Consider the following 22,501-nt stretch of genomic DNA (forward strand, 5'->3'; position numbering starts at 1 on the left):
CCTCAACGGCCGGACGTGATGCTCAGCCCTTTGAGCAGGCTCAGGGCCTGGGCCAATTGGTAATCGTCATCCTGCGGCATGGCTTTGGGTTTGGCGCCAGAGCCGGTCGGTTTGTCCGCGCCGCCGTTGCCGTTGCCCAGGTGACCTTGCAGATCGGCTTCCTTGAAGTATTCGCCGTCGGCCTCGTTGGTGATCTTGGCCTTGCGTACTTCGATGTCCGGGACGATACCTTGCGCCTGGATCGAGCGGCCATTCGGGGTGAAGTACAACGCTGTGGTGATCTTCAACGCGCGGTCGTTGTTCAGCGGCAGCACGGTTTGCACCGAGCCTTTACCGAAACTGGTGGTGCCCATGACCACCGCGCGTTTCTGATCCTGCAGGGCGCCGGCAACGATTTCCGAGGCCGAGGCGCTGCCACCGTTGATCAACACGACCATCGGCACCGCCTCGCTTTCGTCTTTGCCGGTGGCAGAGAAGCGCAGTTCGGAGTTGGCGATCCGGCCTTTGGTGTAAACGATCAGACCTTTGGTGATGAAGTGGTCGACTACTTCCACCGCCGCCTGCAACACACCGCCCGGGTTGTTGCGCAGGTCGAGAATGATGCCGTTGAGCTTCTTGCCGTTGTCCTTGCGCAGCTTGGCCAAGGCCTTGGAGACCTCTTCGCCGGTCTTGACCTGGAACTGGGTGATGCGGATGTACGCGTAGCCGGTTTCCAGCAGCTGCGCCTTGACGCTCTTCACTTGAATCACGGCGCGCGCGAGTGTCACGTCGAATGGGGTGCCACCGTCGCGTACCAGGGTCAGGGTGATTTTCTGGCCGATCTTGCCGCGCATCTTGTCGACGGCTTCGGTCATGGTCTGGCCGCGCGTTGGCGCACCGTTGATCTTGACGATGAAGTCACCGGCCTGAATGCCGGCCTTCGACGCCGGGGTGTCATCGATTGGCGAGACCACTTTGATGAAGCCGTCTTCGGCGCCGACTTCGATGCCCAGACCGCCGAACTCGCCGCTGGTGCTTTCCTGCAGTTCGGTGAAATCTTCAGGGCCCAGATAGGCCGAGTGCGGATCGAGGTTGCTGAGCATGCCCTTGATTGCGTTTTCGAGCAGGGTCTTGTCGTCCACCGGCTCGACGTAAGCGGCTTTGATCCGGTCCATGACCTCGGCAAAGGTGCGCAGCTCTTCCAGCGGCAGCGGCGCCTTGGAGGTTGCGGCTGTGCCTGCCGGAGCGACGGCCGGGGCCGGTTGCGCGGAGAACGCCAGAGGCGCGCCGATCACCAGAGCGATCGTCAGGGCCAGCGAGGTAAGGCGGGACAAATGCAGCATGTCGAACGAACTCCTTAATTAGGCGGTGCGCTTATCCTTGCGCACGACACCATTGCGCCGGATCACTCGGGTGACCCTGCTGACGAATTGCGAAATACAGCGCGGATGTGTCCTGGCCGCCGCTGTTACCGACAGTGGAGATGGACTCACCCGCTTTGACCACATCACCGGCCGACTTGAGCAGCGTCTGGTTGTGACCGTAAAGACTCAGAAAACCGTTGCCGTGATCGAGGATCACCAGCAGCCCGGCACCGCGCAGCCAGTCGGCGAACACCACGCGACCACCGTGTACGGCATGCACCTGGCTGCCGGCGGAGGCGCTGATCATCACGCCGTCCCACTTGGTACGGGCATCGTCGCCACGGCTTTCGCCGAAGCGTGCCAGCAGTCGACCATCAACCGGCCAGGGAAGTTTTCCCCGGGTTGCAGCAAAAGGGCCACCGAAGGTCTCGCCGCTGCTGGAGACCAGTGCGCCGGGAGTGGATCGGGCGGGTTTTCGTGGGGCGTCGCTGTTTTCAGCCTGCGCCTCACGCAAGCGCTTTTTTTCCGCTTCCTGCTGGGCGATCAGCGCTTTCTGCCGCGCTTCTTCTGCCTCACGAGCCTGGCGGGCCAGGGTTTCTTCAATGGTTTTAAGGACTTTAGACAGGTCTGCCTGATCCTGCTCGCGCGCGGCCAGTTTCTGGTCGCGGGCTTTCACGTCATCGTTGAGCTTGGCGAGGACTTGCTGGCGTTCCTTGCGGACATTTTCCAGTTCGTCGCGCTGGGTATCGAGGCTGCTTTTCTGCACCAGCAATTGTGCTTGCTGGGCGGCAATGTCTTTTTCGACATTGGCCAGCTGGCGCAGGGTTTCGTTGAAGTTCTTCAACTGCTCCAGGCGGGCCTGGCTCAGGTAATCGTAATAGGTGAGGGTGCGGGCGAATTTCTCGGGATTCTGCTGGTTGAGCAGCAGTTTGAGATATTCCTGCCGGCCGTTCTGATAGGCCGCACGGGCCTGAATGGCGATCAGTCGCTGCTGTTCAGTGCGCGCGCTCTGGAGTTTTTTTTTCTCTGCATCGAGTCGCTGCAGCTCGGATTCGCTTTTCTGCAGTTCTTTCTGCAGCGCGTCGACCTGCTTCTGCAGCTTGCCCAGCTCGGTTTCAGTACCCTTGAGCTCTTTCTGCACGCCGGACTTTTCTTCCTGGACTTTGCCCAGCAGCTTTTTCAGCTCGGCAATGTCCTGACGCGTCGCGTCCAACTGCTGTTGGGTTTGCGCGCGCTCGTCAGCGAAGGCCGGTTGGAGCAGGCAGGTCAGAGCGAGGGCGATCAGGACGCGGAGCATAGAGGCGGGCGGCACCAGGGTAAGGGACGGCCTAGTATGCCCGCCCGAGGCTGCAAAAAAAACGCCCAATTGGGGCTGTGTGATAACTGGCCTGAAAAACACCCCAAACCATTGTAGGAGTGAGCCTGCTCGCGATGGCTTACTGACATTCAACAGAGTAGTTGACTGTCAGATGGCTATCGCGAGCAGGCTCACTCCTACAGGGTTTTGCGATGTTTTGGCGATTCGGGTCAGACCAGAATCGAAGTGCCGGTCATTTCCGCCGGTTTTTCCAGACCCAGCAGTTTCAGCATGGTTGGCGCTACGTCAGCCAGCACGCCACCGTCACGGACTTTGAGGTCGCGCTTGCCGACATAAATGAACGGCACCGGCTCGGTGGTGTGCGCGGTGTGCGCCTGGTGGGTTTCTTCATCGGCCATTTTTTCGACGTTGCCGTGGTCAGCAGTGATCAGCGCTTCGCCGCCAACCTTTTCCAGTGCTTCAACGATGCGACCGACGCAGGTGTCGAGGCATTCAACCGCTTTCACTGCCGCGTCGAACACACCGCTGTGGCCGACCATATCGCCGTTGGCGTAGTTGACTACGATCACGTCGTAACGCTGGTTTTCGATGGCCTCGACGATGCGGTCGGTGACCTCAGGCGCGCTCATTTCCGGCTGCAAGTCATAAGTGGCGACTTTCGGCGACGGGATCAGGATGCGTTCTTCGCCCGGGAACGGTTCTTCGCGGCCGCCGGAGAAGAAGAAGGTCACGTGCGCATATTTCTCGGTTTCAGCGATGCGCAGTTGGGTTTTGCCGTTCTTTGCCAGATAGTCGCCGAGAACGTTTTCCAGGCTGCCCGGGGCGAATGCCGACGGTGCCGGAATACTTGCCGCGTATTGGGTCAGCATGACGAAACCAGCGAGCTTCGGCTGGCGGGCGCGCTCGAAATCGTTGAAATCGTCCTCGACGAACACGCGAGTCAGCTCACGGGCACGGTCGGCGCGGAAGTTCATGAACACCACAGCGTCGCCGTCTTCGACTTTTACCGGCTCACCGATGGTCGTGGCTTTGACGAATTCATCGCTCTCGCCGCGAGCGTAAGCCGCGTCCAGACCTTCCTGTGCAGTGGCTGCGTTGAATTCGCTGTTGCCGTCGACGATCAGGTTGTAGGCCTGAGCGACGCGATCCCAGCGGTTGTCACGATCCATGGCGAAGTAACGGCCGATGATGCTGGCGATGCGGCCCTTGCCCAGTGCCTGGAAGGTTGCATCGAGCAGTTCGATCGACGACGCAGCGCTTTTCGGCGGCGTATCGCGGCCATCGAGGAAGGCGTGCAGGTAGATTTTCTCGGCGCCGCGCTTGAAGGCCAGTTCGGCCATGGCGATCAGGTGATCCTGGTGGCTGTGTACGCCACCATCGGACAGCAGGCCCATGAAGTGCACGGCTTTACTGGCGGCCACGGCTTTATCCACAGCGGCGCAGATGGTCGGGTTCTCGAAGAATTCGCCGTCGCGGATCGACTTGGTCACGCGGGTGAAGTCCTGATACACCACGCGGCCGGCGCCAAGGTTCATGTGGCCGACTTCAGAGTTGCCCATCTGGCCGTCCGGCAGGCCGACGTCCATGCCGCTGCCCGAGATCAAGCCATTCGGCACAGTGGCCCACAGGCGATCAAGGACGGGCTTCTTCGCCGCAAAAACGGCATTGGATTCAGGGCTGTCGCTGTGACCGAAGCCGTCGAGAATCATCAGGACCAAAGGTTTAGGCGTAGTCGTCATGGAATCCACTCGTGGCTAATAAAGAAGAGGGCGATGGAAAAGGGAGTTGGAGTTTAAAGCTAAGTTCCGACCGCGTCACCGCCGGACGGGGTTTGGCCGACCATAGTGGCTGTGTATACTGGCCGACATTTTAACGCCCTGGAACCTCCTTCGATGGTTGCTCACCTGATTGAATTTGCCACTAACCACTACATTCTTGTCGGTATCTTCGTCGTACTGCTGGCTCTGCTGCTGGCGCACACGATGCAGGGCGGCGGTAAAAGCCTGAGCACCGGCGAGCTGACTGCACTGGTCAATAAAGATGCAGGCGTAGTGGTGGACATCCGTCCGGCCAAGGATTTCGCTGCCGGCCACATCGTTGGCGCGATCAACATTCCTCAGGACAAACTGGCTGCGCGCATCGCCGAGCTGGAAAAACACAAGGCCAAGACCATTATTCTGGTCGACGCCCTGGGCCAGACCGCTGGCACCCACGCCCGCGAGCTGATGAAATCCGGCTTCACCGCCGCCAAGCTGTCCGGCGGGATTTCCAGCTGGAAAGGCGACAACCTGCCGTTGGTGAAGTGATATGAGCGAAGTCATCGTCTACTCCAGCGATTACTGCCCTTATTGCTCGCGAGCCAAGTACCTGCTCGAGAACAAAGGCGTGGCCTTCAAAGAGATCAAGGTCGATGGCAAGCCGCAGGTGCGCGCCGAAATGACCCAGAAAGCCGGACGCACGTCCGTGCCGCAGATCTGGATCGGCAGCCAGCACATCGGTGGTTGTGATGATTTGTATGCCCTGGAGCGCGCCGGCAAACTCGACGCGCTGCTCAAGGCCTGAACGGCTGCACCCACGTACAGCACTCCCTAAAAGACCCAAGATCGATAAGGATCTGAGATGACTGACCAACAGAACACTGCAGCCAGCGAAGAAGAAACCGCACCGCAATTCTCCTTGCAGCGCATCTACGTACGCGACCTGTCCTTCGAAGCCCCGAAAAGCCCGGCGATCTTCCGCCAGCAGTGGGACCCGGCTGTTGCGCTGGATCTGAACACTCGCCAGAAAGCACTGGAAGGTGATTTCTACGAAGTCGTGCTGACCCTGTCTGTCACCGTGAAAAACGGTGAAGAAGTGGCGTTCATCGCTGAAGTGCAACAGGCCGGTATCTTCCTGATCAAGAACCTCGATGCGGCTTCGATGAGCCACACCTTGGGTGCGTTCTGCCCGAACATCCTGTTCCCGTACGCGCGCGAAACCCTGGACAGCCTGGTGACCCGTGGTTCGTTCCCGGCGCTGATGCTGGCCCCGGTGAACTTCGACGCCCTGTACGCGCAAGAATTGCAGCGCATGCAGGAAAGCGGCGAGACGCCAACCGTTCAGTAAGACGGTTTAGCAACACCCCATGTGGGAGCGAGCCTGCTCGCGATAGCGGTCTGTCAGACACATCAAAGTTGACTGACACGCCGTAATCGCGAGCAGGCTCGCTCCCACATTTGTTTTGCGGTGTTACTTGAAGTCGTTCTGGCGCCAGGCTTCGTAAACAGCGACGGCCACCGTGTTGGACAGGTTCAGGCTGCGGCAGCCTTCGCGCATCGGCAGGCGCAGGCGCTGTTCGGCAGGCAGGGCGTCGAGCACTTCCGGCGGCAGGCCACGACTTTCCGGGCCGAAGATGAACGCATCACCCGGGACAAACGCGGCATCATGAAACGGCCGTGAACCCTTGGTGGTAAACGCAAACACCCTAGGGTTACCGATGCTTTCCAGGCAACTGGCCAAATCCGCGTGACGTTGCAGCGTGGCATATTCGTGGTAGTCGAGTCCGGCACGGCGCAAGCGCTTGTCGTCCATCTCGAAACCCAGCGGTTCGATCAAATGCAGGTGGCAGCCGCTGTTGGCGCACAGCCTGATAACGTTGCCGGTATTCGGCGGAATTTCTGGTTGAAAAAGGATGACGTGAAACATGCACGGCTCCGAAGGTAAAGATGAGCGGCATTCTACGCCGCCTGTGGACAACCGTTCGAAACTATTCCCGCGGGTGATCGGTTCGCTGGCGATTGTCGGCTTGATGATTGGTCTGATGATCGGCCGCCTGACCACGCCGGATCCGACGGTGTTGCAGCAGGTTGACGTGACTGACGGCGGGTTGGTGGTGTGGTTCAACAACGAACCCAAGCTGCACGGCGAGATCATCGATGGCACGGTGGCGCTATTGTTCCAGGCTGAAGGCAAAGCGCAGAAAGGCCAACTCAGGCTCAACGACAAGGACGTGAACTGGCGTACGCGCAAGAGTGACGGTGGCTTGCTGCTGACGGTACTGGCGGCGCGGCCGCTACAAGGCGAGTGGACAGGCAGCGAGGTCGACGACCGCTGGCGGCTGGAGATCCGTTTGCAAATGAACTGATCGCAAACCTGCCGTCTCTCCGGTTCTCCTACATTTCCTAGTGTTGTTTCCCACTGCGCCAGTCTGCCTTTCCTATCTCCTTCAGCACCTGCGCACGCTATCGTGCGCTCCTCTTTCAAATCGGCAGGATGCCGATCCCTTCGTTCCTTAGGCAAATGCGAAGGGCGACTTTTTCAAGGATGAAAAAACATGCCAGTAAAACCACCGCGCGGTAGCGCTACTCACGTGGATGTTCCCGGCAGCTCGAATCGATCGGTTGAAGTGGACACTTCGCTCCCCGGTCCCTCAGGCCGCAGAGGCGTCGACTCAGGTATTACTCTCGACAATCCGCAGTCGCGAGCCGACACTACAGACATTGATGTCATTCATCCGGCTCCGACCGTCGTAGTTCAGACGATTCCCGCTGAAACTCGTCTGCCAGCATCTCAGCCTTCGCTGGACCATTACGTAGTCAATGCCCGGGCGATACTTCCAGAAATCAACAGTGAAGGTTTAAGGGTTTTTAACAAGCGAACTTACGCTGACGTGGCCGGTGGCGACCTTGTTCTTGTCGCCGTGGATCCGCAAACGGGATTGCATCGAGCCCGACGCACAAGCGAGTTGCTTTTAGGACCGGTAATGCTGCGCGATGGCGACAGCGGCCTCTGGTACCAGCGTGAGGTCGTTGAGCCAGCCACTCGAGCGCAGATCAAACAGTATTTTCCGGAATCGACCGATCAACACGCAGATGACTTTATCGCTCGGTTCAGTGACAAGGATGTGGCAGATGTGGAACTCAAGCGTATTCAGCTCGGGCTACCGCAACTGGGCAGCGAACACGTCAGCATCCCGAACCACCAAAATCACGTACCCGAGTCCCATGAGATATCTGAGGCGTTTGGCATGTGGAGCAGGCTACGCCAATTGTACAAATGGCAAGGTGAGCCTGATCAGCGAGTCTATAGCGATGGTCGGCTGTCGGGTTTCAAGTTGGATATCAATCTCACGCTATGGCCAGTCGATAAGTTGCTGTCATTGAAGTTCAACTCAGTCGTTGCTCTTACGCTAAGAGGTAATGCACCGCTGAACCCTGAGGTGTTTTTTGCGCAGTTTCCAAACATTGAAAGTCTGACGGTAACAAGCCAGTTAATCACCAGAAGATCCTTCGGCGCCTCTATATATGAGCGTGCTTACTCAAGATTCAATATGGATTCGCGTTTTACCGAGCAATTAGTGAAGCTCCCCCGTTTACGAGAATTGAGCCTGCAGGATTGTGATTTACAGGCTGATTTTTCGGTGAGGGGCATGACCAGCCTGCAGTTGTTAAGGCTTGGTAACACACCGGGGCCCGCGGCGAATGAATTGCCCGGTCCGTTACGTTTTCAGACGCCTGTTCAACACCGGAACGATTTGCAAACGGATCCTGACATTTCCGGGATGGCCGAGTTGCGTGTACTGGATCTGACAGGAGCCGGAATACGCCGAATCCCTCTCGGTCTTGATGCCGACAACGAGCGGTCAACACTGGAAGTATTAAAGCTTGGCAACAATGCGCTTTCTGTCGCACCTTCACTCAAAGCATTGACTGCGCTGCAGGAGCTGGATCTTTCCAGCATGAGGTTAGACAGATTTCCGGAGGGCATCACCAATGAGATTCCCGGGAAAGTGTTGAATCTGGCGAACAATCGAATTACCTCGATCCCGGAATCCGTTGAACTCAGAGCAGGCTTCAATCTCATCGGCAATCCAATAACGGATCCGGCCTCACTCCGGCGATTGATACGCGCACGGATAAAAACCGACTCCGATATTTGGTTGGGAGCAGAAAGCAATGATGTGTCGGCAAATCTTTGGCTGCTTCATGTGCCGGCAGGAGAAGTGCCTAAAAAACTGGAACTCTGGGACAGCGTTGGCCATCTTTCGAGCAGGCTCCGCAAACTGAGCCGCACGCCTGAGTTTCACGTTGAGTATCCGCTTCTGCAGCGGCGGGTCTGGTGGTTTCTCGAGGTCTACGTCAAAGCTGACGCCAGCGAAAAGGCACGGATGACAGACATTCTGATCAATGAACCCAGCCCCGGAAAGATGCTGGACAGACTGGAAGCGGCAATACGGGAATATGATGCGGGGCGGCAAAACCAGCCCCTGCACCATTTACCCAAACGTCCGAGGCTTGATTAACGCCGGGCTGAACGCCTCGGCGAGTGGTGTAAAAGCGGGAATCCCTGACCTGCCTGTATCAGGGTTCCCAAAACGGGATGGACTTCGCGTGACGCGTCGGTCCGGTGTAAAGAGGGAACCCCCGGCCTGCCTGTACCAAGAGCCCCAAAAGGGTAGGCTCGCCGCGTGGCGGGTGAGCCTGATGTAAAGAGGGGACTCCCCGGCCTGCCTGTACCAAGGTCCCCGAAACGGGTGGTGAAACGAATCACCTATGGGAGATATTGCAGGGGGCGTGCCAGGTTTTAATCTGTTGAAATAAAAAAACTGGTTGGAAACGCGAAAGCCCCGGAATTCGGGGCTTTCGTGTGTTGAAAAGTTGATTTTTCAATGTTTTCAGAAGCGAATGTGGAGATACGACTGTGCTCAATCGCGGGTCATCGTGCATTGATGCGGTGCACGGTGACCCTCACCCTCTCCCAGAGGGAGAGGGGACTGACCGGAGGGTTTGTGAGAAATACGCCGACGTGAAATACCGAGTCGAACTCAGATTTTGAGAATTACACGAATCGGCTCCCTTTCCCCCTCTCCCATTGGGAGAGGGCTGGGGTGAGGGGCTGGATTTTGAATTCACAACAACCCTCAAGCGAATAAGCCGTTAACCCTCATCCCCTTCATCATCATCCCCACCATCAACCTTCATCCCCAATTCCTTGATCTTGCGCGTCAGGGTATTACGCCCCCAACCCAGCAACACCGCCGCATCACGGCGACGTCCGGCGGTGTGCTTCAGCGCCGTCTCGATCATGATCCGCTCAAACGCCGGCACCGCGCTGTCGAGCAGACTCGACTGGCCACGCGCCAAGGCCTGATCCGCCCACTGACGCAGTGCTTGCTCCCAATTGGTTACTGGCGCCGAATCTTGCGGCAGGTTCAGTAGTTCTGGCGGCAGGTCGCTGATGTGCACTTCGCGCCCGGACGCCATCACCGTGATCCAGCGGCAAGTGTTCTCCAGCTGCCGCACGTTGCCGCCCCACGGCAGGTTCTTCAGGTATTCCTCGGTCTCGCTTTTCAGCAGCTTCGGCTCCACCGCCAGCTCTTGCGCGGCGCGGCTGAGGAAGTGCTTGGCCAGGGTCGGGATGTCTTCACGACGGTCCGACAGGCGCGGGATGTGGATGCGGATTACGTTGAGGCGGTGGAACAAGTCCTCGCGGAATTTGCCGGCGTGGACCAGGGTTTCCAGATTTTGGTGGGTCGCGGCGATGATGCGTACATCGACCTTGACCGGCACATGCCCACCGACGCGGTAGAACTCGCCATCGGCCAGAACCCGTAGCAAACGGGTTTGCGTATCCGCCGGCATGTCGCCGATTTCATCAAGGAACAGCGTGCCGCCGTCAGCCTGCTCGAAGCGGCCGCGACGCAGGTTGGCCGCGCCGGTGAACGCGCCTTTCTCATGGCCGAACAGCTCGGATTCCATCAGGTCCTTGGGAATCGCCGCCATGTTCAGCGCGATGAACGGCGAGGCCGCGCGCGGGCTGTGGCGGTGCAGGGCGTGGGCCACCAGTTCTTTACCGGTGCCGGATTCGCCGTTGATCAACACGGTGATGTTGGAGTGGCTCAAGCGCCCGATGGCGCGAAAAACTTCCTGCATCGCCGGCGCTTCGCCGATGATTTCCGGGGTGCGGGTCAGTGCCGGCACCACTTCCAGGCCTTGCTGTTCTTGCGCGTGTTGATTGGCACGTTTGACCAGCGATACCGCTTCATCGACGTCGAACGGCTTCGGCAGGTATTCGAACGCGCCGCCCTGATACGAGGCGACAGCGCTGTCCAGATCGGAATGAGCGGTCATGATGATGACCGGCAACCGTGGGTGCTGCTCGCGAATCCGCGCCAACAAGTCCAGACCGCTGGCACCGGGCATACGAATGTCGGAAATGATCACGTCAGGCTGCTGACGGGCCAGGCGACTCATCACGCCATCGGCGCTGTCGAAGCTCTGGGTCGTCATGCCTTCCTGCTGCAAGGCCTTTTCCAGCACCCAACGGATAGAACGGTCGTCATCGACGATCCACACGGTTTCACTACGGCTCATGTCGATGTGGCTCCTTGTTCCAGTGGCAGAAAGATCGAGAAGGTGGTGTGGCCTGGATGGCTGTCACACTCGATCAGGCCCTGGTGCTGGCTGATGATGTTCTGGGTAATGGCCAGGCCGAGTCCGGTACCGTCCGGGCGTCCGCTGACCATGGGAAAGAAAATGGTTTCCTGAAGTTCCGCCGGGATCCCGGGGCCGTTGTCGATGATCTCGATCTTGGTCACCAGACGATGGCGGACGTGGCCGATGGTGAACTGGCGCATGGTCCGGGTACGCAGGCTTATGCGGCCAAGGCGCAGTTCGTTCTGGCTGCTGATCGCCTGCATGGCGTTGCGTACGATGTTCAACACCGCCTGAATCATTTGCTCGCGGTCGATCAATACGTCGGGAATGCTTGGGTCGTAATCGCGCACCAAGGTGATGCAGCCCTGGCTTTCCGCTTCGACCAGTTGGCAGACGCGCTCGAGCACTTCGTGGACGTTGCACATGGCCAGCGACGGCAGCTTGTTCGAGCCGAGCATGCGGTCGACCAGATTGCGCAGGCGGTCTGCCTCTTCAATGATCACGTTGGTGTAATCGCGCAGACTGTCTTCCGGCAGCTCGCGGGCCAGCAATTGCGCGGCGCCACGGATGCCGCCCAGCGGGTTCTTGATTTCGTGGGCGAGGCCGCGCACCAGCATCTTGCTGGTTTCCTGCTTGGACAGTTGCGCCTCTTCCTTGGTGATCCGCAGCAGGCGGTCACGCGGGTGGACTTCCAGCAACAGCATGGTCGCGCCGTTGCTGAGGATCGGTGTCACCGCGTAATCCACGGTCAGGGTCTGGCCGGTAAGGGCGGTGAGCATCGCTTCGCGTTTAGTGAACGGATGCGCCTGTTCCACGGCTTGGCGCAGGGAATTGAGCGCCTCGGTGGATTCGGTGAACAGTTCGCTGATGAATTGCCCATGACTGCGCTGCCCGCTGATGGCAAGCAGCATCTCCGCCGCCGGGTTCATGTACTCGAGGCGCAATTCGGCGTCGAGCAGGATGGTGGCGGTGGTCAGGTTGTCGAGCAGCAAACGGTGGATTGCGTCGCTAATAGTCATCGGAGCCTCTTTTGGGGGCGGAGCGTGCGCAAGTAACAAGCGTTGGTGAACGGAAAATGCAAAAACCAAACCAAGGCTCCGAAAAGAAGCGCTTAACCCCTGAAACAGGCGTTTGACGCTCGTTTGCGTGGCACAGGGCCAGCTCTCACGGGTAGTTTCGAACCAAAATGGGTTGGAATGTGAGTACGGTGCAAGCTATTGCACCAATATAGTGCGCAAAGCTGAACGGCGTTAGAAGAAACGCAGGAAGGGGTTTTTCGGCTCGGGCGGTTTGTCTTTCAGCGGACATTCCGGGCGTACGCCGTAGTCGTCGGCGACGCAGGGTTTGACCTGGCGTTTCTGCGCGAGAGAGATGCGCAGCATGTGGAAGGGTTGGTTGGCTGTACGCTCGACGGTACGGCCCTCGGCATCGAGAATTTCCACCGAAAGGTTGTGGCTGCCACGATCGATATTGCTCAGCGGAAAGACTGGCGTCAGGCCGGGCTCGCCAGTGGCCTGACCATCCAGCAGCAACCGATAACGATGCCCTTTTTGCAGACCCGGCTCACTGGTCACACTGACGATGATTTCGCCGGCGCTGCTGCGAATCGTCGCATCGGGTTCGGGCACCAGAATGCGCAGCATGTCGTAGTGAAACAGTGGTTGTTCCGGGGCTTTTTTCGCGGTGATGATCGGCGCGGCGGCGGTGGGGTTTGCGGACATGCGATTGCTGGTGGCGATGGGGACGCGTTTGGCGTTGCCGCGCGGCTGGTCGGTGAATACCCGATTGCCTTGGGCGTCGGTGTAGGTGAACACCTCGGCTGAGGCTTGCAGTGTCACCAGCGCAATCACGACGATCAGCCACGCGCGGATCACGGCTTGTGCACTCGCTGCACGCTGAGGGGGACTGGCGGGCTCTGCTGGATGATCGTCTGCCCGTCAATCACCTGCACCGCTAAACGATGGTCGCCGCGATCTACGTTCACCAGTTGCAGGATTGGTACGTTGCTCGGCTGACCGTAAGGCTCATCGTCCAATACCAGCCTTAATTGATGCGGCGGTTGCAGGCGTGGCTTGATCAGCACGTTGACGGTAAAGGTGCCGTTGTTCGCGCGCAGGGCTTCTTCGGTGGGCAGCCCGGCGAGTTCGAGGATGTCGTAGGCGTTGCGCTGAGGTTCGCGGTTGCCGCTGACGGGCGCAGGGGGTGCGCTCGGCGCTTGCGGCTCGACGCGATTGAGCGGCGGCAATTCCACGGGCTGCGCCTGTACGCCGTCCGGTGAGTGATCGCTGTAGACCGTGTTGCCGTTGGCATCGGTGTACTTGTAGATCTGCGCGGCGGCGGGCAGGGCTATCAACAATAGAATGTAGAGAAAGGTGCGACCCATGAAATCGACCGGGATTGAAAGCGATGGGGTGCAGCATAGGACAGGTGCGGCGGTTGGCCCAACTTGGCACACATTCCGAGATCATTCAGACACCACAAATCCCCTGTAGGAGTGAGCCTGCTCGCGATGGCGTAGTGTCAGTCAGCGTCATCATCCAATGATCCACCGCTATCGCGAGCAGGCTCACTCCTACAGGGATTTGCGTCGAGCTGTAAATTGCGGGCAATAAAAAAGGCCTCCCGAAGGAGGCCTCTTTTTGTCACGCCGAGAAACGCGGCGCTACCGGATCAGCAGCTGTAGTACAGCTCATATTCCAGTGGGTGTACGAAGGTGCGAACCTTGATTTCTTCTTCCGATTTCAGCGCAATGTAAGCGTCGATGAAGTCGTCGGAGAACACGCCGCCCTTGGTCAGGAACGCGCGGCCCTTGTCCAGCTCTTCCAGGGCTTCTTTCAGGCTGCCGCAAACTTGTGGGATCTCTTTCGCCTCTTCAGGCGGCAGGTCGTACAGGTTTTTGTCGGCAGCGTCGCCTGGGTGGATCTTGTTCTGGATACCGTCCAGACCGGCCATCAGCAGAGCTGCGAAGGCCAGGTAAGGGTTGGCAGCCGGATCCGGGAAGCGTGCTTCGATACGACGGGCTTTCGGGCTCGACACGTAAGGAATACGGATCGAAGCGGAGCGGTTGCGAGCCGAGTAGGCCAGCATTACCGGAGCTTCGAAGCCTGGTACCAGACGCTTGTAGGAGTTGGTCGCCGGGTTGGTGAAGCCGTTCAGGGCCTTACCGTGTTTGATGATGCCGCCGATGAAGTACAGAGCGGTATCGGACAGGCCGGCATAGCCTTCACCTGCGAAGGTGTTCTTGCCGTCTTTCCAGATCGACATGTGTACGTGCATGCCCGAACCGTTGTCGCCGTACAGTGGCTTCGGCATGAAGGTCGCGGTGCGGCCGTATGCATCAGCAACGTTGTGCACAACGTACTTCAGGGTTTGGGTTTCGTCGGCTTTCTTCACCAGGGTGTTGAACTTGACGCCGATTTCGTTCTGCCCGGCAGTCGCCACTTCGTGGTGGTGAACTTCAACGGTCAGGCCCATTTCTTCCAGTGCGTTGCACATGGAGGTACGGATTTCGTGGTCGTGGTCGAACGGTGGAACCGGGAAGTAGCCGCCTTTGACGCCTGGACGGTGACCCTTGTTGCCGCCTTCGATGTCCTGGTCGGACATCCACGAACCTTGCTCGGAGTAGATCTTGAACATCGAGCCGGAGATGTCCGACTTGAATTTCACCGAGTCAAAGATGAAGAATTCTGGCTCTGGACCAGCGAACACGGTGTCACCGATACCGGTGGCTTTCAGGTGTTCTTCGGCACGCTTGGCGATCGCACGTGGGTCGCGGTCGTAGCCTTGCATGCTCGAAGGTTCGATGATGTCGCACACCAGGATCAGGGTGGCGTCTTCGGTGAACGGGTCGAGAACGGCCGTTTCGTCAACCGGCATCAGGATCATGTCGGAGGCTTCGATGCCTTTCCAGCCAGCAATGGAGGAACCGTCGAACATCTTGCCGACTTCGAAGAAGTCTTCATCCAGCGCATCGCGAGCCGGCATGGTCACGTGGTGCTGAGTGCCTTTGGTGTCCGTGAAGCGCAGATCAATCCACTTGACGTCATGATCTTTGATGAGTTGAACCGTCTTCGACATATGTCCTCCGGGTGGCTTCGGGCTTGGTAGTGGATGCCCTTGAATTTGGGTGATGCCGGCGCGAATACTCTGCCAAGGCAACCTGCCTCACAAGGGAGCAAATTGCATGCCAGTGCCCCAGCATGGGTTTTTTGCCCCAAATTCACGCTTATAAAGGCTTCAAACGCCTGAACGCTGGAAATCTCGCCCTCTAATGTAGCGTCTTGATTCGAAAATGACCTGTTTTGGTGCATGCAAAACCTTCTGCACATTAACTGGTTAAACCTTGAGCAATTTCCGCTATAATCCGCGCCCCCCTTTTTCGGCTGGCCGTTCGCGCGCTGTTTTCATGAAACTAATCGTAAAAGTCTTCCCCGAGATCACCATCAAAAGCCGACCTGTCCGGACGAAATTCATCCGCCAGCTGGCCAAGAACATCCGCACCGTGCTCCGCGACCTGGACCCGGCCGTGGTGGTGAACGGTGTGTGGGACAATCTCGAGCTGGAAACCCGCGTTACCGACGCCAAAGCCTTGAAAGAGATGGGTGAGCGCCTGACCTGCATGCCGGGCATCGCGCACTTTCTGCAGATCGACGAGTACCCGCTGGGCGACTTCGACGACATCACCGAGAAGTGCAAAGAGCACTACGGCGCTGCGCTGGCCGGGAAGATTTTCTCGGTGCGCTGCAAGCGTGCCGGCAAGCACGCCTTCAGCTCGATGGACGTCGAAAAATACGTCGGCAGCAAGCTGCGCCGTGAGTGCGGTGCCGCCGGTATCGACCTGAAAGCGCCGGAAATCGAAGTCCGTATCGAAGTTCGCGACAAACGGTTGTTTGTGATCCACAGCCAGCACAACGGCATCGGCGGTTACCCGCTGGGTGCGTTGGAGCAGACGCTGGTATTGATGTCCGGTGGCTTTGACTCGACGGTTGCGGCCTACCAGATCATTCGTCGCGGCCTGATGACGCACTTCTGCTTCTTCAATCTGGGCGGTCGTGCCCATGAATTGGGCGTGATGGAAGTCGCGCATTTCATCTGGAAGAAGTACGGCAGCTCGCAACGCGTGCTATTTGTCAGTGTTCCGTTCGAAGAAGTGTTGGGCGAAATTCTCGGCAAAGTCGATAACAGTCATATGGGCGTCGTATTGAAGCGTATGATGTTGCGCGCGGCGTCGAACATCGCCGACCGCCTGCACATCGAAGCGCTGGTTACCGGCGAGGCGATCTCCCAGGTGTCGAGCCAGACACTGCCGAACCTGTCGGTGATCGACTGCGTGACCGACAAACTGGTCCTGCGTCCGCTGATCGTGGCGCACAAGCAGGACATCATCGACACCGCCAACGAGATCGGCACCGCCGATTTCGCCCGGCACATGCCGGAGTATTGCGGGGTCATTTCGGTCAATCCGAAGACCGCCGCCAAACGTGGTCGGGTTGAGCACGAAGAGAAAGAATTCGACATGGCGGTGCTCGAGCGTGCGCTCGAAAACGCCAAACTGGTGCCGATCGATCGCGTGATCGACGAATTGGGCCAGGACGTACAGATTGAAGAAGTCAGCGAAGCACTGGCCGGCCAGATCGTGATCGACATCCGTCACCCGGATGCCGCCGAGGATGAGCCGCTGGAACTCGCTGGCGTAGAAGTACAGACGATGCCGTTCTACGCAGTGAACGCTCGTTTCAAGGAGCTGGATCCGACTCGCCAGTACCTGCTGTATTGCGACAAAGGCGTGATGAGTCGCCTGCATGCTCACCATTTGCTCAGTGAGGGGCATGCCAATGTGCGCGTTTATCGACCGAGCTAAGTGCCCGGGGCTGTTTGCCTGTGGCCTGCGTCACCGGCCCCCCGACACCGCCGTCAAGCTGTAACGGCCATGCCGGACACTACTGCTAATCGCTGCCAAGACTTGTCAGCAAACCGAATCCTCTGATCGAGATACACAAGTGATCGAAAATCTACGCAACATCGCCATCATTGCCCACGTTGACCATGGTAAAACCACCCTGGTAGACAAACTCCTGCGTCAATCCGGCACCCTGGAGCGCAACGAGCTCAACGACGAGCGCGTGATGGACTCCAACGACCAGGAAAAAGAGCGCGGTATTACCATTCTGGCGAAAAACACCGCCATCAACTGGAACGGCTACCACATCAACATCGTGGACACCCCGGGCCACGCCGACTTCGGCGGCGAAGTTGAACGCGTAATGTCGATGGTTGACTCCGTTCTGCTGCTGGTTGACGCCCAAGACGGCCCTATGCCGCAAACCCGTTTCGTGACCAAGAAGGCTTTCGAAGCCGGCCTGCGTCCAATCGTGGTGATCAACAAGGTTGACCGTCCAGGCGCGCGTCCGGACTGGGTTCTGGACCAGATCTTCGACCTGTTCGACAACCTCGGTGCTACCGAAGAACAACTGGACTTCCAGGTTGTTTACGCCTCGGCCCTGAACGGTATTGCCGGTCTGGACCACACCGCCATGGCGGAAGACATGACCCCGCTGTACCAAGCGGTAGTCGATCACGTTCCGGCTCCAGCCGTTGACCGTGACGGTCCGTTCCAGATGCAGATCTCCGCTCTGGACTACAACAGCTTCCTGGGTGTTATCGGTGTTGGCCGTATCGCTCGTGGTCGCGTCAAGCCGAACACTCCGGTTGTCGCTATCGACGCCGACGGCAAAGAACGCAAAGGCCGTATCCTGAAGCTGATGGGTCACCACGGTCTGCACCGCATTGACGTTGAAGAAGCAGCAGCTGGCGACATCGTCTGCATCAGCGGCTTCGACGAGCTGTTCATCTCCGACACTTTGTGCGACCCACTGACTGTTGAAGCGATGAAGCCGCTGACCGTTGACGAGCCAACCGTTTCCATGACCTTCCAGGTAAACGACTCGCCATTCTGCGGTAAAGAAGGCAAGTTCGTGACCTCCCGTAACATCAAGGAGCGTCTGGACAAAGAGCTGCTGTACAACGTTGCACTGCGCGTTGAAGAAGGCGACTCGGCTGACAAGTTCAAGGTTTCCGGTCGTGGTGAGCTGCACCTCTCGGTACTGATCGAAACCATGCGTCGCGAAGGCTTCGAAATGGCCTTGGGCCGTCCGGAAGTGATCATTCGTGAAGTGAACGGCGTTAAGCAGGAACCGTTCGAAAACGTGACCATCGACATCCCTGAAGATTCGCAGGGCAAGGTCATGGAAGAGATGGGTCTGCGTAAAGGCGACCTGACCAACATGGTGCCGGATGGCAAGGGCCGTGTTCGTCTGGAATACAACATCCCTGCTCGCGGTCTGATCGGTTTCCGTAACCAGTTCCTGACCCTGACCAACGGTGCTGGCATCCTGACCTCGATCTTCGATCGTTACGACACCGTCAAGTCGGGCCACATGTCCGGCCGTCAGAACGGCGTTCTGGTTTCGGTTGAAACCGGTAAGGCACTGACCTACTCGCTGGAAACCCTGCAGGCTCGTGGCAAGCTGTTCGTAGAACACGGCCAGGAGATCTACAACGGTCAAATCGTTGGTCAGAACAGCCGTGACAACGACCTGGGTGTAAACCCAACCAAAGGCAAGAAGCTCGACAACATGCGTGCTTCGGGTAAAGACGAAACCATCGCTCTGGTTCCACCAGTGAAGTTCACTCTGGAACAGGCTCTGGAATACATCCAGGAAGACGAGCTGTGTGAAGTGACTCCTAAGTCCATCCGTCTTCGCAAGAAGATCCTGGACGAAAGCGAGCGTACCCGCGCTGCCAAGAAAGCCAAGGCGTAATTTAGCCCGAGCTTGAAAAAACGCCCCCGGTCGCGAGACCGGGGGCGTTTTTGTTTGTCTGGGGGAAATGCAGGTTGGGCCTTGAAGATCAAAAGCCCCTCACCCTAGCCCTCTCCCAGGGGGAGAGGGGACTGACCGTGGAATACTCATGAGATGCACCGACTTGAAAGAATTCTGCTGAATCCAAAATCGATTTGGTGGGGCTCAACCGAATCCATAATCGCCTGGGTGTTTCAGGTCGATGTTGGGCGCAAGACACTTCAGTCGGCCCCCTCTCCCTTTGGGAGAGGGCTGGGGTGAGGGTTGGCTTTTAGAACTTCTCGATCGCGCGGAAATTCTGCTCGCGCACCACTTCCTTCGGCTTGTAAGCGCAATACCCCGGCCGCGGGCCGATCTTCGGGTGATTGCGGCAGGTATCCGGGCGCTTGTCATAAATGGTGCACAGGCGGCTCTTACGATCCAGGTAGTAGCAATCGTTGTTGCTCATGCGCTGCAGGGTGAAGATGCCGGACTTCTGGTTGAAGCGCTCGACCAGGCCTTCCTTCTGCAAACGCTTGGCGATGTTCTTTGGCGGGTCGCCCAGTTCGAACTCGTCGACCACACCGATGCGCACCAGATCCTTGATCTTCACCTCAACCGGCAGCGTGCAGCAGCTCGACACGCAGGAACCGCACATCGGGGCTGAGTATTTTGCCCACGTATCGAGACGGTCGATCTCGGCGGCGGCAATCAGGTTGGGCTTCATCATCGGGAGTTACCAGGCGTGTGTGCATCAGGGCGCGCGATCATACCGGGACTGGTGGATTTTTGAACAACCTTTCGCCAGATTTTTTCTGCATACAGGCACATTGCCGGACAATTCGGCACGGCCCCTGCATTCATTAGCTCACTCGCCAAGGTAATGCCGGGCTATCTCACAGTCTCAGGAAATACTGCCGAACCAGAGCCCTCACCGTCGGTCAGACCGTCTAGGCTCAGACAATTCCCGCTCGCTCGAGGTCCTATTGATGACTCAAGAACCACTAGTTCGCGAAGCAGAGGTGGCCGCATTCCGCGACGCCGTCCTGACCAAACTCACCTACGCGGTGGGTAAAGACCCCGATCACGCCTTCGACCATGACTGGTTCGAAGCCATCGCCCTCGCGGCGCGTGATCACATGGTCGAACACTGGATGGACCATACCCGGCAGATCTACCGCAAAGGTCAGAAACGGGTGTATTACCTCTCGCTGGAATTTCTTATCGGCCGCTTGCTCTACGACAGCCTGAGCAACCTTGGCCTGCTCGACGTCGCCCGTGAAGCATTGACTGAGCTCGGTGTCGATCTGGAACGCATCCGCTTGCTGGAGCCCGATGCGGCGCTCGGCAACGGCGGCCTCGGTCGTCTGGCGGCGTGCTTCATGGAAAGTATGTCGACCCTCGGCATCGCCGGTCACGGCTACGGTATTCGTTATGAGCACGGCTTGTTCCGTCAGGCCATCGTTGACGGCTGGCAGCAGGAGCAGACCGAGCACTGGCTGGATTTCGGCAACCCGTGGGAATTCGAACGGCCAGAGGTCGTCTACTCCATCGGCTTTGGCGGCAGCGTCGAGACCGTCACCGACGTCTCCGGCAAATCCAAACAGGTCTGGTCGCCAGCGGAAACCGTCCGCGCGATTGCTTACGACACGCCGGTGGTCGGCTGGCGCGGGGCGAGCGTCAACACGCTGCGCCTGTGGCGTGCCCGCGCGATGGAAGATTTGCACCTTGAGCGCTTCAACGCCGGTGACCACTTGGGCGCCGTCGCCGAAGTGGCACGCGCCGAAAGTATCTCCCGCGTGCTCTACCCGGCGGACAGCACTGAAGCGGGGCAAGAGCTACGCCTGCGGCAGGAGTACTTCTTCGTTGCCGCCTCACTGCAGGATCTGCTGCGCCGCCATCGCAACATGCACACCTCGGTGCTGACCCTGGGCGATCACGCGGCGATCCAGCTCAACGACACCCACCCCTCAATCGCCGTTGCCGAACTGATGCGTCAACTGGTCGACGTCTACGACGTGGCGTGGGATGCGGCATGGCAAGTGACGGTCGACACGCTGTCGTACACCAACCACACGCTGCTGCCAGAAGCGCTGGAAACCTGGCCGGTGGGTTTGATGGAACGCATGCTGCCACGGCACATGCAGATCATTTACCTGATCAACGCCCAGCACATCGATTCGCTGCGGGCCAAAGGCATTCACGATTTCGACGTGCTGCGCGCGGTGTCGTTGATCGAAGAAGACAACGGTCGCCGCGTGCGCATGGGCAACCTTGCGTTCCTCGGTTCGCACAGCGTCAACGGCGTGTCCGGGCTGCACACGCAGTTGATGCGCAAAACCGTGTTCGCCGAACTGCACAAGCTCTATCCGGAGCGGATCAACAACAAGACCAACGGCATCACCTTTCGCCGCTGGTTGTATCAAGCGAACCCTGAATTGACTTCGATGCTGGTCGATGCGCTTGGCCCGGACTTGCTCGACAACCCGGAAGAGCGCCTGCTCGACCTCGAACCGTTCGCTGAAAAAACCGCATTCCGCAAAGCCTTTGCCGAACAACGCCTGCACAGCAAAAAGGCTTTGGCCTATCTGATTCACGAACGCTTGGGCATCGCAGTCAACCCTGCTGCAATGTTCGATGTGCAGGTCAAACGGATCCACGAATACAAACGTCAGTTGCTCAACCTGATGCACACCGTGGCGCTGTATCAGGCGATTCGCGCCGAGCCGGAAGTCGACTGGGTGCCACGGGTGAAAATCTTCGCCGGTAAAGCCGCGGCGAGTTATCACCAGGCCAAACTGATCATCAAGCTGACCAACGATATCGCCCGAGTGGTGAACAACGACCCGACGGTTCGTGGCTTGCTGAAAGTGGTGTTCCTGCCTAACTACAACGTCAGCCTGGCGGAAAGTATTATTCCGGCGGCGGACTTGTCCGAGCAGATTTCCACCGCCGGGTTCGAGGCGTCGGGCACCAGCAATATGAAATTCGGCCTCAACGGCGCGCTGACCATCGGTACGCTGGACGGCGCCAACGTCGAGATGTGCGAGCGCATTGGTGCCGAGCACATGTTCATTTTCGGCCTCAGTGCGCAGCAGGTGGAAGCACGTAAACAGAACCACGAGTTCAGTGCCTTGCCGGACATCGCCGCCTCCCATCGTCTGAACGATGTGCTGCAAGCGATCCGTGGCGGGGTGTTCTCGCCGGATGACACTTCGCGCTATACCGGGTTGATCGATTCGCTGGTGGATTACGACCGCTTTCTGGTCTGTGCCGATTTCGACTCTTATTGGGAAGCGCAGAAGCGTGTTGAAGCGCATTGGCACGACTCCAATAACTGGTGGCGTTCGGCAGTGCTCAATACGGCGCGGATGGGCTGGTTCTCTTCGGACCGGACGATTCGCGAGTACGCCACGGATATCTGGAAAGCGCTGGAGTAACTTTCCGTTCGGCTCGATATAATCGCGCGCCGGAAAAGATCGCAGCCTGCGGCAGCTCCTACACAGGTGTTCGCATAACCCTGTAGGAGCTGCCGCAGGCTGCGATCTTTTTGGGTCAGGCTGCGCTAATCTTCCCGGATTGGCCTTC

At 58.4% G+C, this 22,501-nt stretch carries 18 protein-coding genes; 8 read left to right on the forward strand and 10 right to left on the reverse strand.

What is annotated here, in order from left to right; translation table 11 throughout:
* Positions 1-2: 2 nt before the first annotated feature.
* The 3 genes from U6037_RS01610 to gpmI form a co-directional block, all read right to left on the reverse strand.
* Positions 3-1,322 (reverse strand): S41 family peptidase, encoded by a 1,320-nt coding sequence (locus U6037_RS01610; RefSeq protein WP_322845581.1) that lies wholly within the window; start codon positions 1,320-1,322, stop codon positions 3-5.
* A gap of 31 nt (positions 1,323-1,353) precedes the next feature.
* Complete coding sequence (locus U6037_RS01615) at positions 1,354-2,640, reverse strand: murein hydrolase activator EnvC family protein (RefSeq protein ID WP_116029274.1); 1,287 nt, start codon at positions 2,638-2,640, stop codon at positions 1,354-1,356.
* A gap of 230 nt (positions 2,641-2,870) precedes the next feature.
* The gene (gpmI, locus tag U6037_RS01620; RefSeq protein ID WP_322845582.1) at positions 2,871-4,400 is read right to left on the reverse strand and encodes a 2,3-bisphosphoglycerate-independent phosphoglycerate mutase; all 1,530 of its coding nucleotides are present in this window, start codon (positions 4,398-4,400) and stop codon (positions 2,871-2,873) included.
* A gap of 153 nt (positions 4,401-4,553) precedes the next feature.
* Between gpmI and U6037_RS01625 the strand changes: the two genes are divergently transcribed.
* Genes U6037_RS01625 through secB form a run of 3 tightly spaced genes read left to right on the forward strand, consistent with a single transcriptional unit; the run spans position 4,554 to position 5,766 of the window.
* The gene (locus U6037_RS01625) at positions 4,554-4,967 is read left to right on the forward strand and encodes a rhodanese-like domain-containing protein (RefSeq protein ID WP_038359969.1); all 414 of its coding nucleotides are present in this window, start codon (positions 4,554-4,556) and stop codon (positions 4,965-4,967) included.
* Between the two features lies 1 nt (position 4,968).
* Positions 4,969-5,223: a glutaredoxin 3 gene (gene grxC, locus U6037_RS01630; protein ID WP_025110925.1), complete on the forward strand. Its 255-nt coding sequence runs from the start codon at positions 4,969-4,971 to the stop codon at positions 5,221-5,223.
* A gap of 57 nt (positions 5,224-5,280) precedes the next feature.
* Complete coding sequence (gene secB / locus U6037_RS01635) at positions 5,281-5,766, forward strand: protein-export chaperone SecB (protein ID WP_007909233.1); 486 nt, start codon at positions 5,281-5,283, stop codon at positions 5,764-5,766.
* A 123-nt stretch (positions 5,767-5,889) separates the two neighbouring features.
* Here secB and U6037_RS01640 read toward each other — a convergent pair whose 3' ends face one another.
* Entirely contained in the window at positions 5,890-6,345 is a 456-nt protein-coding gene (locus U6037_RS01640; protein ID WP_064388914.1) for a tRNA (cytidine(34)-2'-O)-methyltransferase, read from the reverse strand.
* Here U6037_RS01640 and U6037_RS01645 point away from each other — a divergent pair.
* Together U6037_RS01645 and U6037_RS01650 are read left to right on the forward strand one after the other, a co-directional pair.
* The gene (locus U6037_RS01645) at positions 6,344-6,784 is read left to right on the forward strand and encodes a hypothetical protein (RefSeq protein ID WP_322845583.1); all 441 of its coding nucleotides are present in this window, start codon (positions 6,344-6,346) and stop codon (positions 6,782-6,784) included. The two genes, U6037_RS01640 and U6037_RS01645, sit on opposite strands and share 2 nt — an antisense overlap.
* Before the next feature lie 189 nt (positions 6,785-6,973).
* Positions 6,974-8,941 (forward strand): leucine-rich repeat domain-containing protein, encoded by a 1,968-nt coding sequence (locus U6037_RS01650; RefSeq protein ID WP_322845584.1) that lies wholly within the window; start codon positions 6,974-6,976, stop codon positions 8,939-8,941.
* 634 nt (positions 8,942-9,575) lie between these two features.
* On the opposite strand, the gene ntrC is transcribed toward U6037_RS01650, so the two are convergent.
* The 5 genes from ntrC to glnA form a co-directional block, all read right to left on the reverse strand.
* Positions 9,576-11,012 (reverse strand): nitrogen regulation protein NR(I), encoded by a 1,437-nt coding sequence (gene ntrC / locus U6037_RS01655; protein WP_007909238.1) that lies wholly within the window; start codon positions 11,010-11,012, stop codon positions 9,576-9,578.
* Positions 11,009-12,094: a nitrogen regulation protein NR(II) gene (gene glnL / locus U6037_RS01660; protein WP_007909240.1), complete on the reverse strand. Its 1,086-nt coding sequence runs from the start codon at positions 12,092-12,094 to the stop codon at positions 11,009-11,011. Before glnL ends, ntrC begins: the two co-directional genes overlap by 4 nt.
* A 231-nt stretch (positions 12,095-12,325) precedes the next feature.
* Complete coding sequence (locus tag U6037_RS01665; RefSeq protein ID WP_322845585.1) at positions 12,326-12,949, reverse strand: DUF4124 domain-containing protein; 624 nt, start codon at positions 12,947-12,949, stop codon at positions 12,326-12,328.
* Positions 12,946-13,458 carry a DUF4124 domain-containing protein gene (locus U6037_RS01670; protein ID WP_322845586.1) on the reverse strand — a complete coding sequence of 171 codons (513 nt, stop codon included), beginning with the start codon at positions 13,456-13,458 and terminating at the stop codon, positions 12,946-12,948. Before U6037_RS01670 ends, U6037_RS01665 begins: the two co-directional genes overlap by 4 nt.
* Positions 13,459-13,745: 287 nt before the next feature.
* Positions 13,746-15,152, reverse strand: coding sequence for a type I glutamate--ammonia ligase (glnA, locus tag U6037_RS01675; RefSeq protein WP_007909254.1), 1,407 nt, complete (start codon positions 15,150-15,152; stop codon positions 13,746-13,748).
* Positions 15,153-15,480: 328 nt separating this feature from the next.
* Here glnA and thiI point away from each other — a divergent pair, with 328 nt between their 5' ends.
* Positions 15,481-16,935: a tRNA uracil 4-sulfurtransferase ThiI gene (thiI, locus tag U6037_RS01680; RefSeq protein ID WP_322845587.1), complete on the forward strand. Its 1,455-nt coding sequence runs from the start codon at positions 15,481-15,483 to the stop codon at positions 16,933-16,935.
* A 139-nt stretch (positions 16,936-17,074) separates the two neighbouring features.
* A complete protein-coding gene (typA, locus tag U6037_RS01685; protein ID WP_322845588.1) occupies positions 17,075-18,895 on the forward strand; it encodes a translational GTPase TypA in 1,821 nt (606 codons plus the stop codon).
* A 310-nt stretch (positions 18,896-19,205) separates the two neighbouring features.
* On the opposite strand, the gene U6037_RS01690 is transcribed toward typA, so the two are convergent.
* Positions 19,206-19,643: a YkgJ family cysteine cluster protein gene (locus U6037_RS01690; protein WP_038359983.1), complete on the reverse strand. Its 438-nt coding sequence runs from the start codon at positions 19,641-19,643 to the stop codon at positions 19,206-19,208.
* 259 nt (positions 19,644-19,902) lie between these two features.
* On the opposite strand from U6037_RS01690, the gene U6037_RS01695 reads away from it, so the two are divergent.
* On the forward strand, positions 19,903-22,353 hold the full coding sequence (locus U6037_RS01695; protein ID WP_322845589.1) for a glycogen/starch/alpha-glucan phosphorylase: 2,451 nt from the start codon (positions 19,903-19,905) through the stop codon (positions 22,351-22,353).
* Positions 22,354-22,501 lie beyond the last annotated feature (148 nt).

Source organism: Pseudomonas sp. B33.4 (assembly GCF_034555375.1).
Lineage (GTDB): Bacteria > Pseudomonadota > Gammaproteobacteria > Pseudomonadales > Pseudomonadaceae > Aquipseudomonas.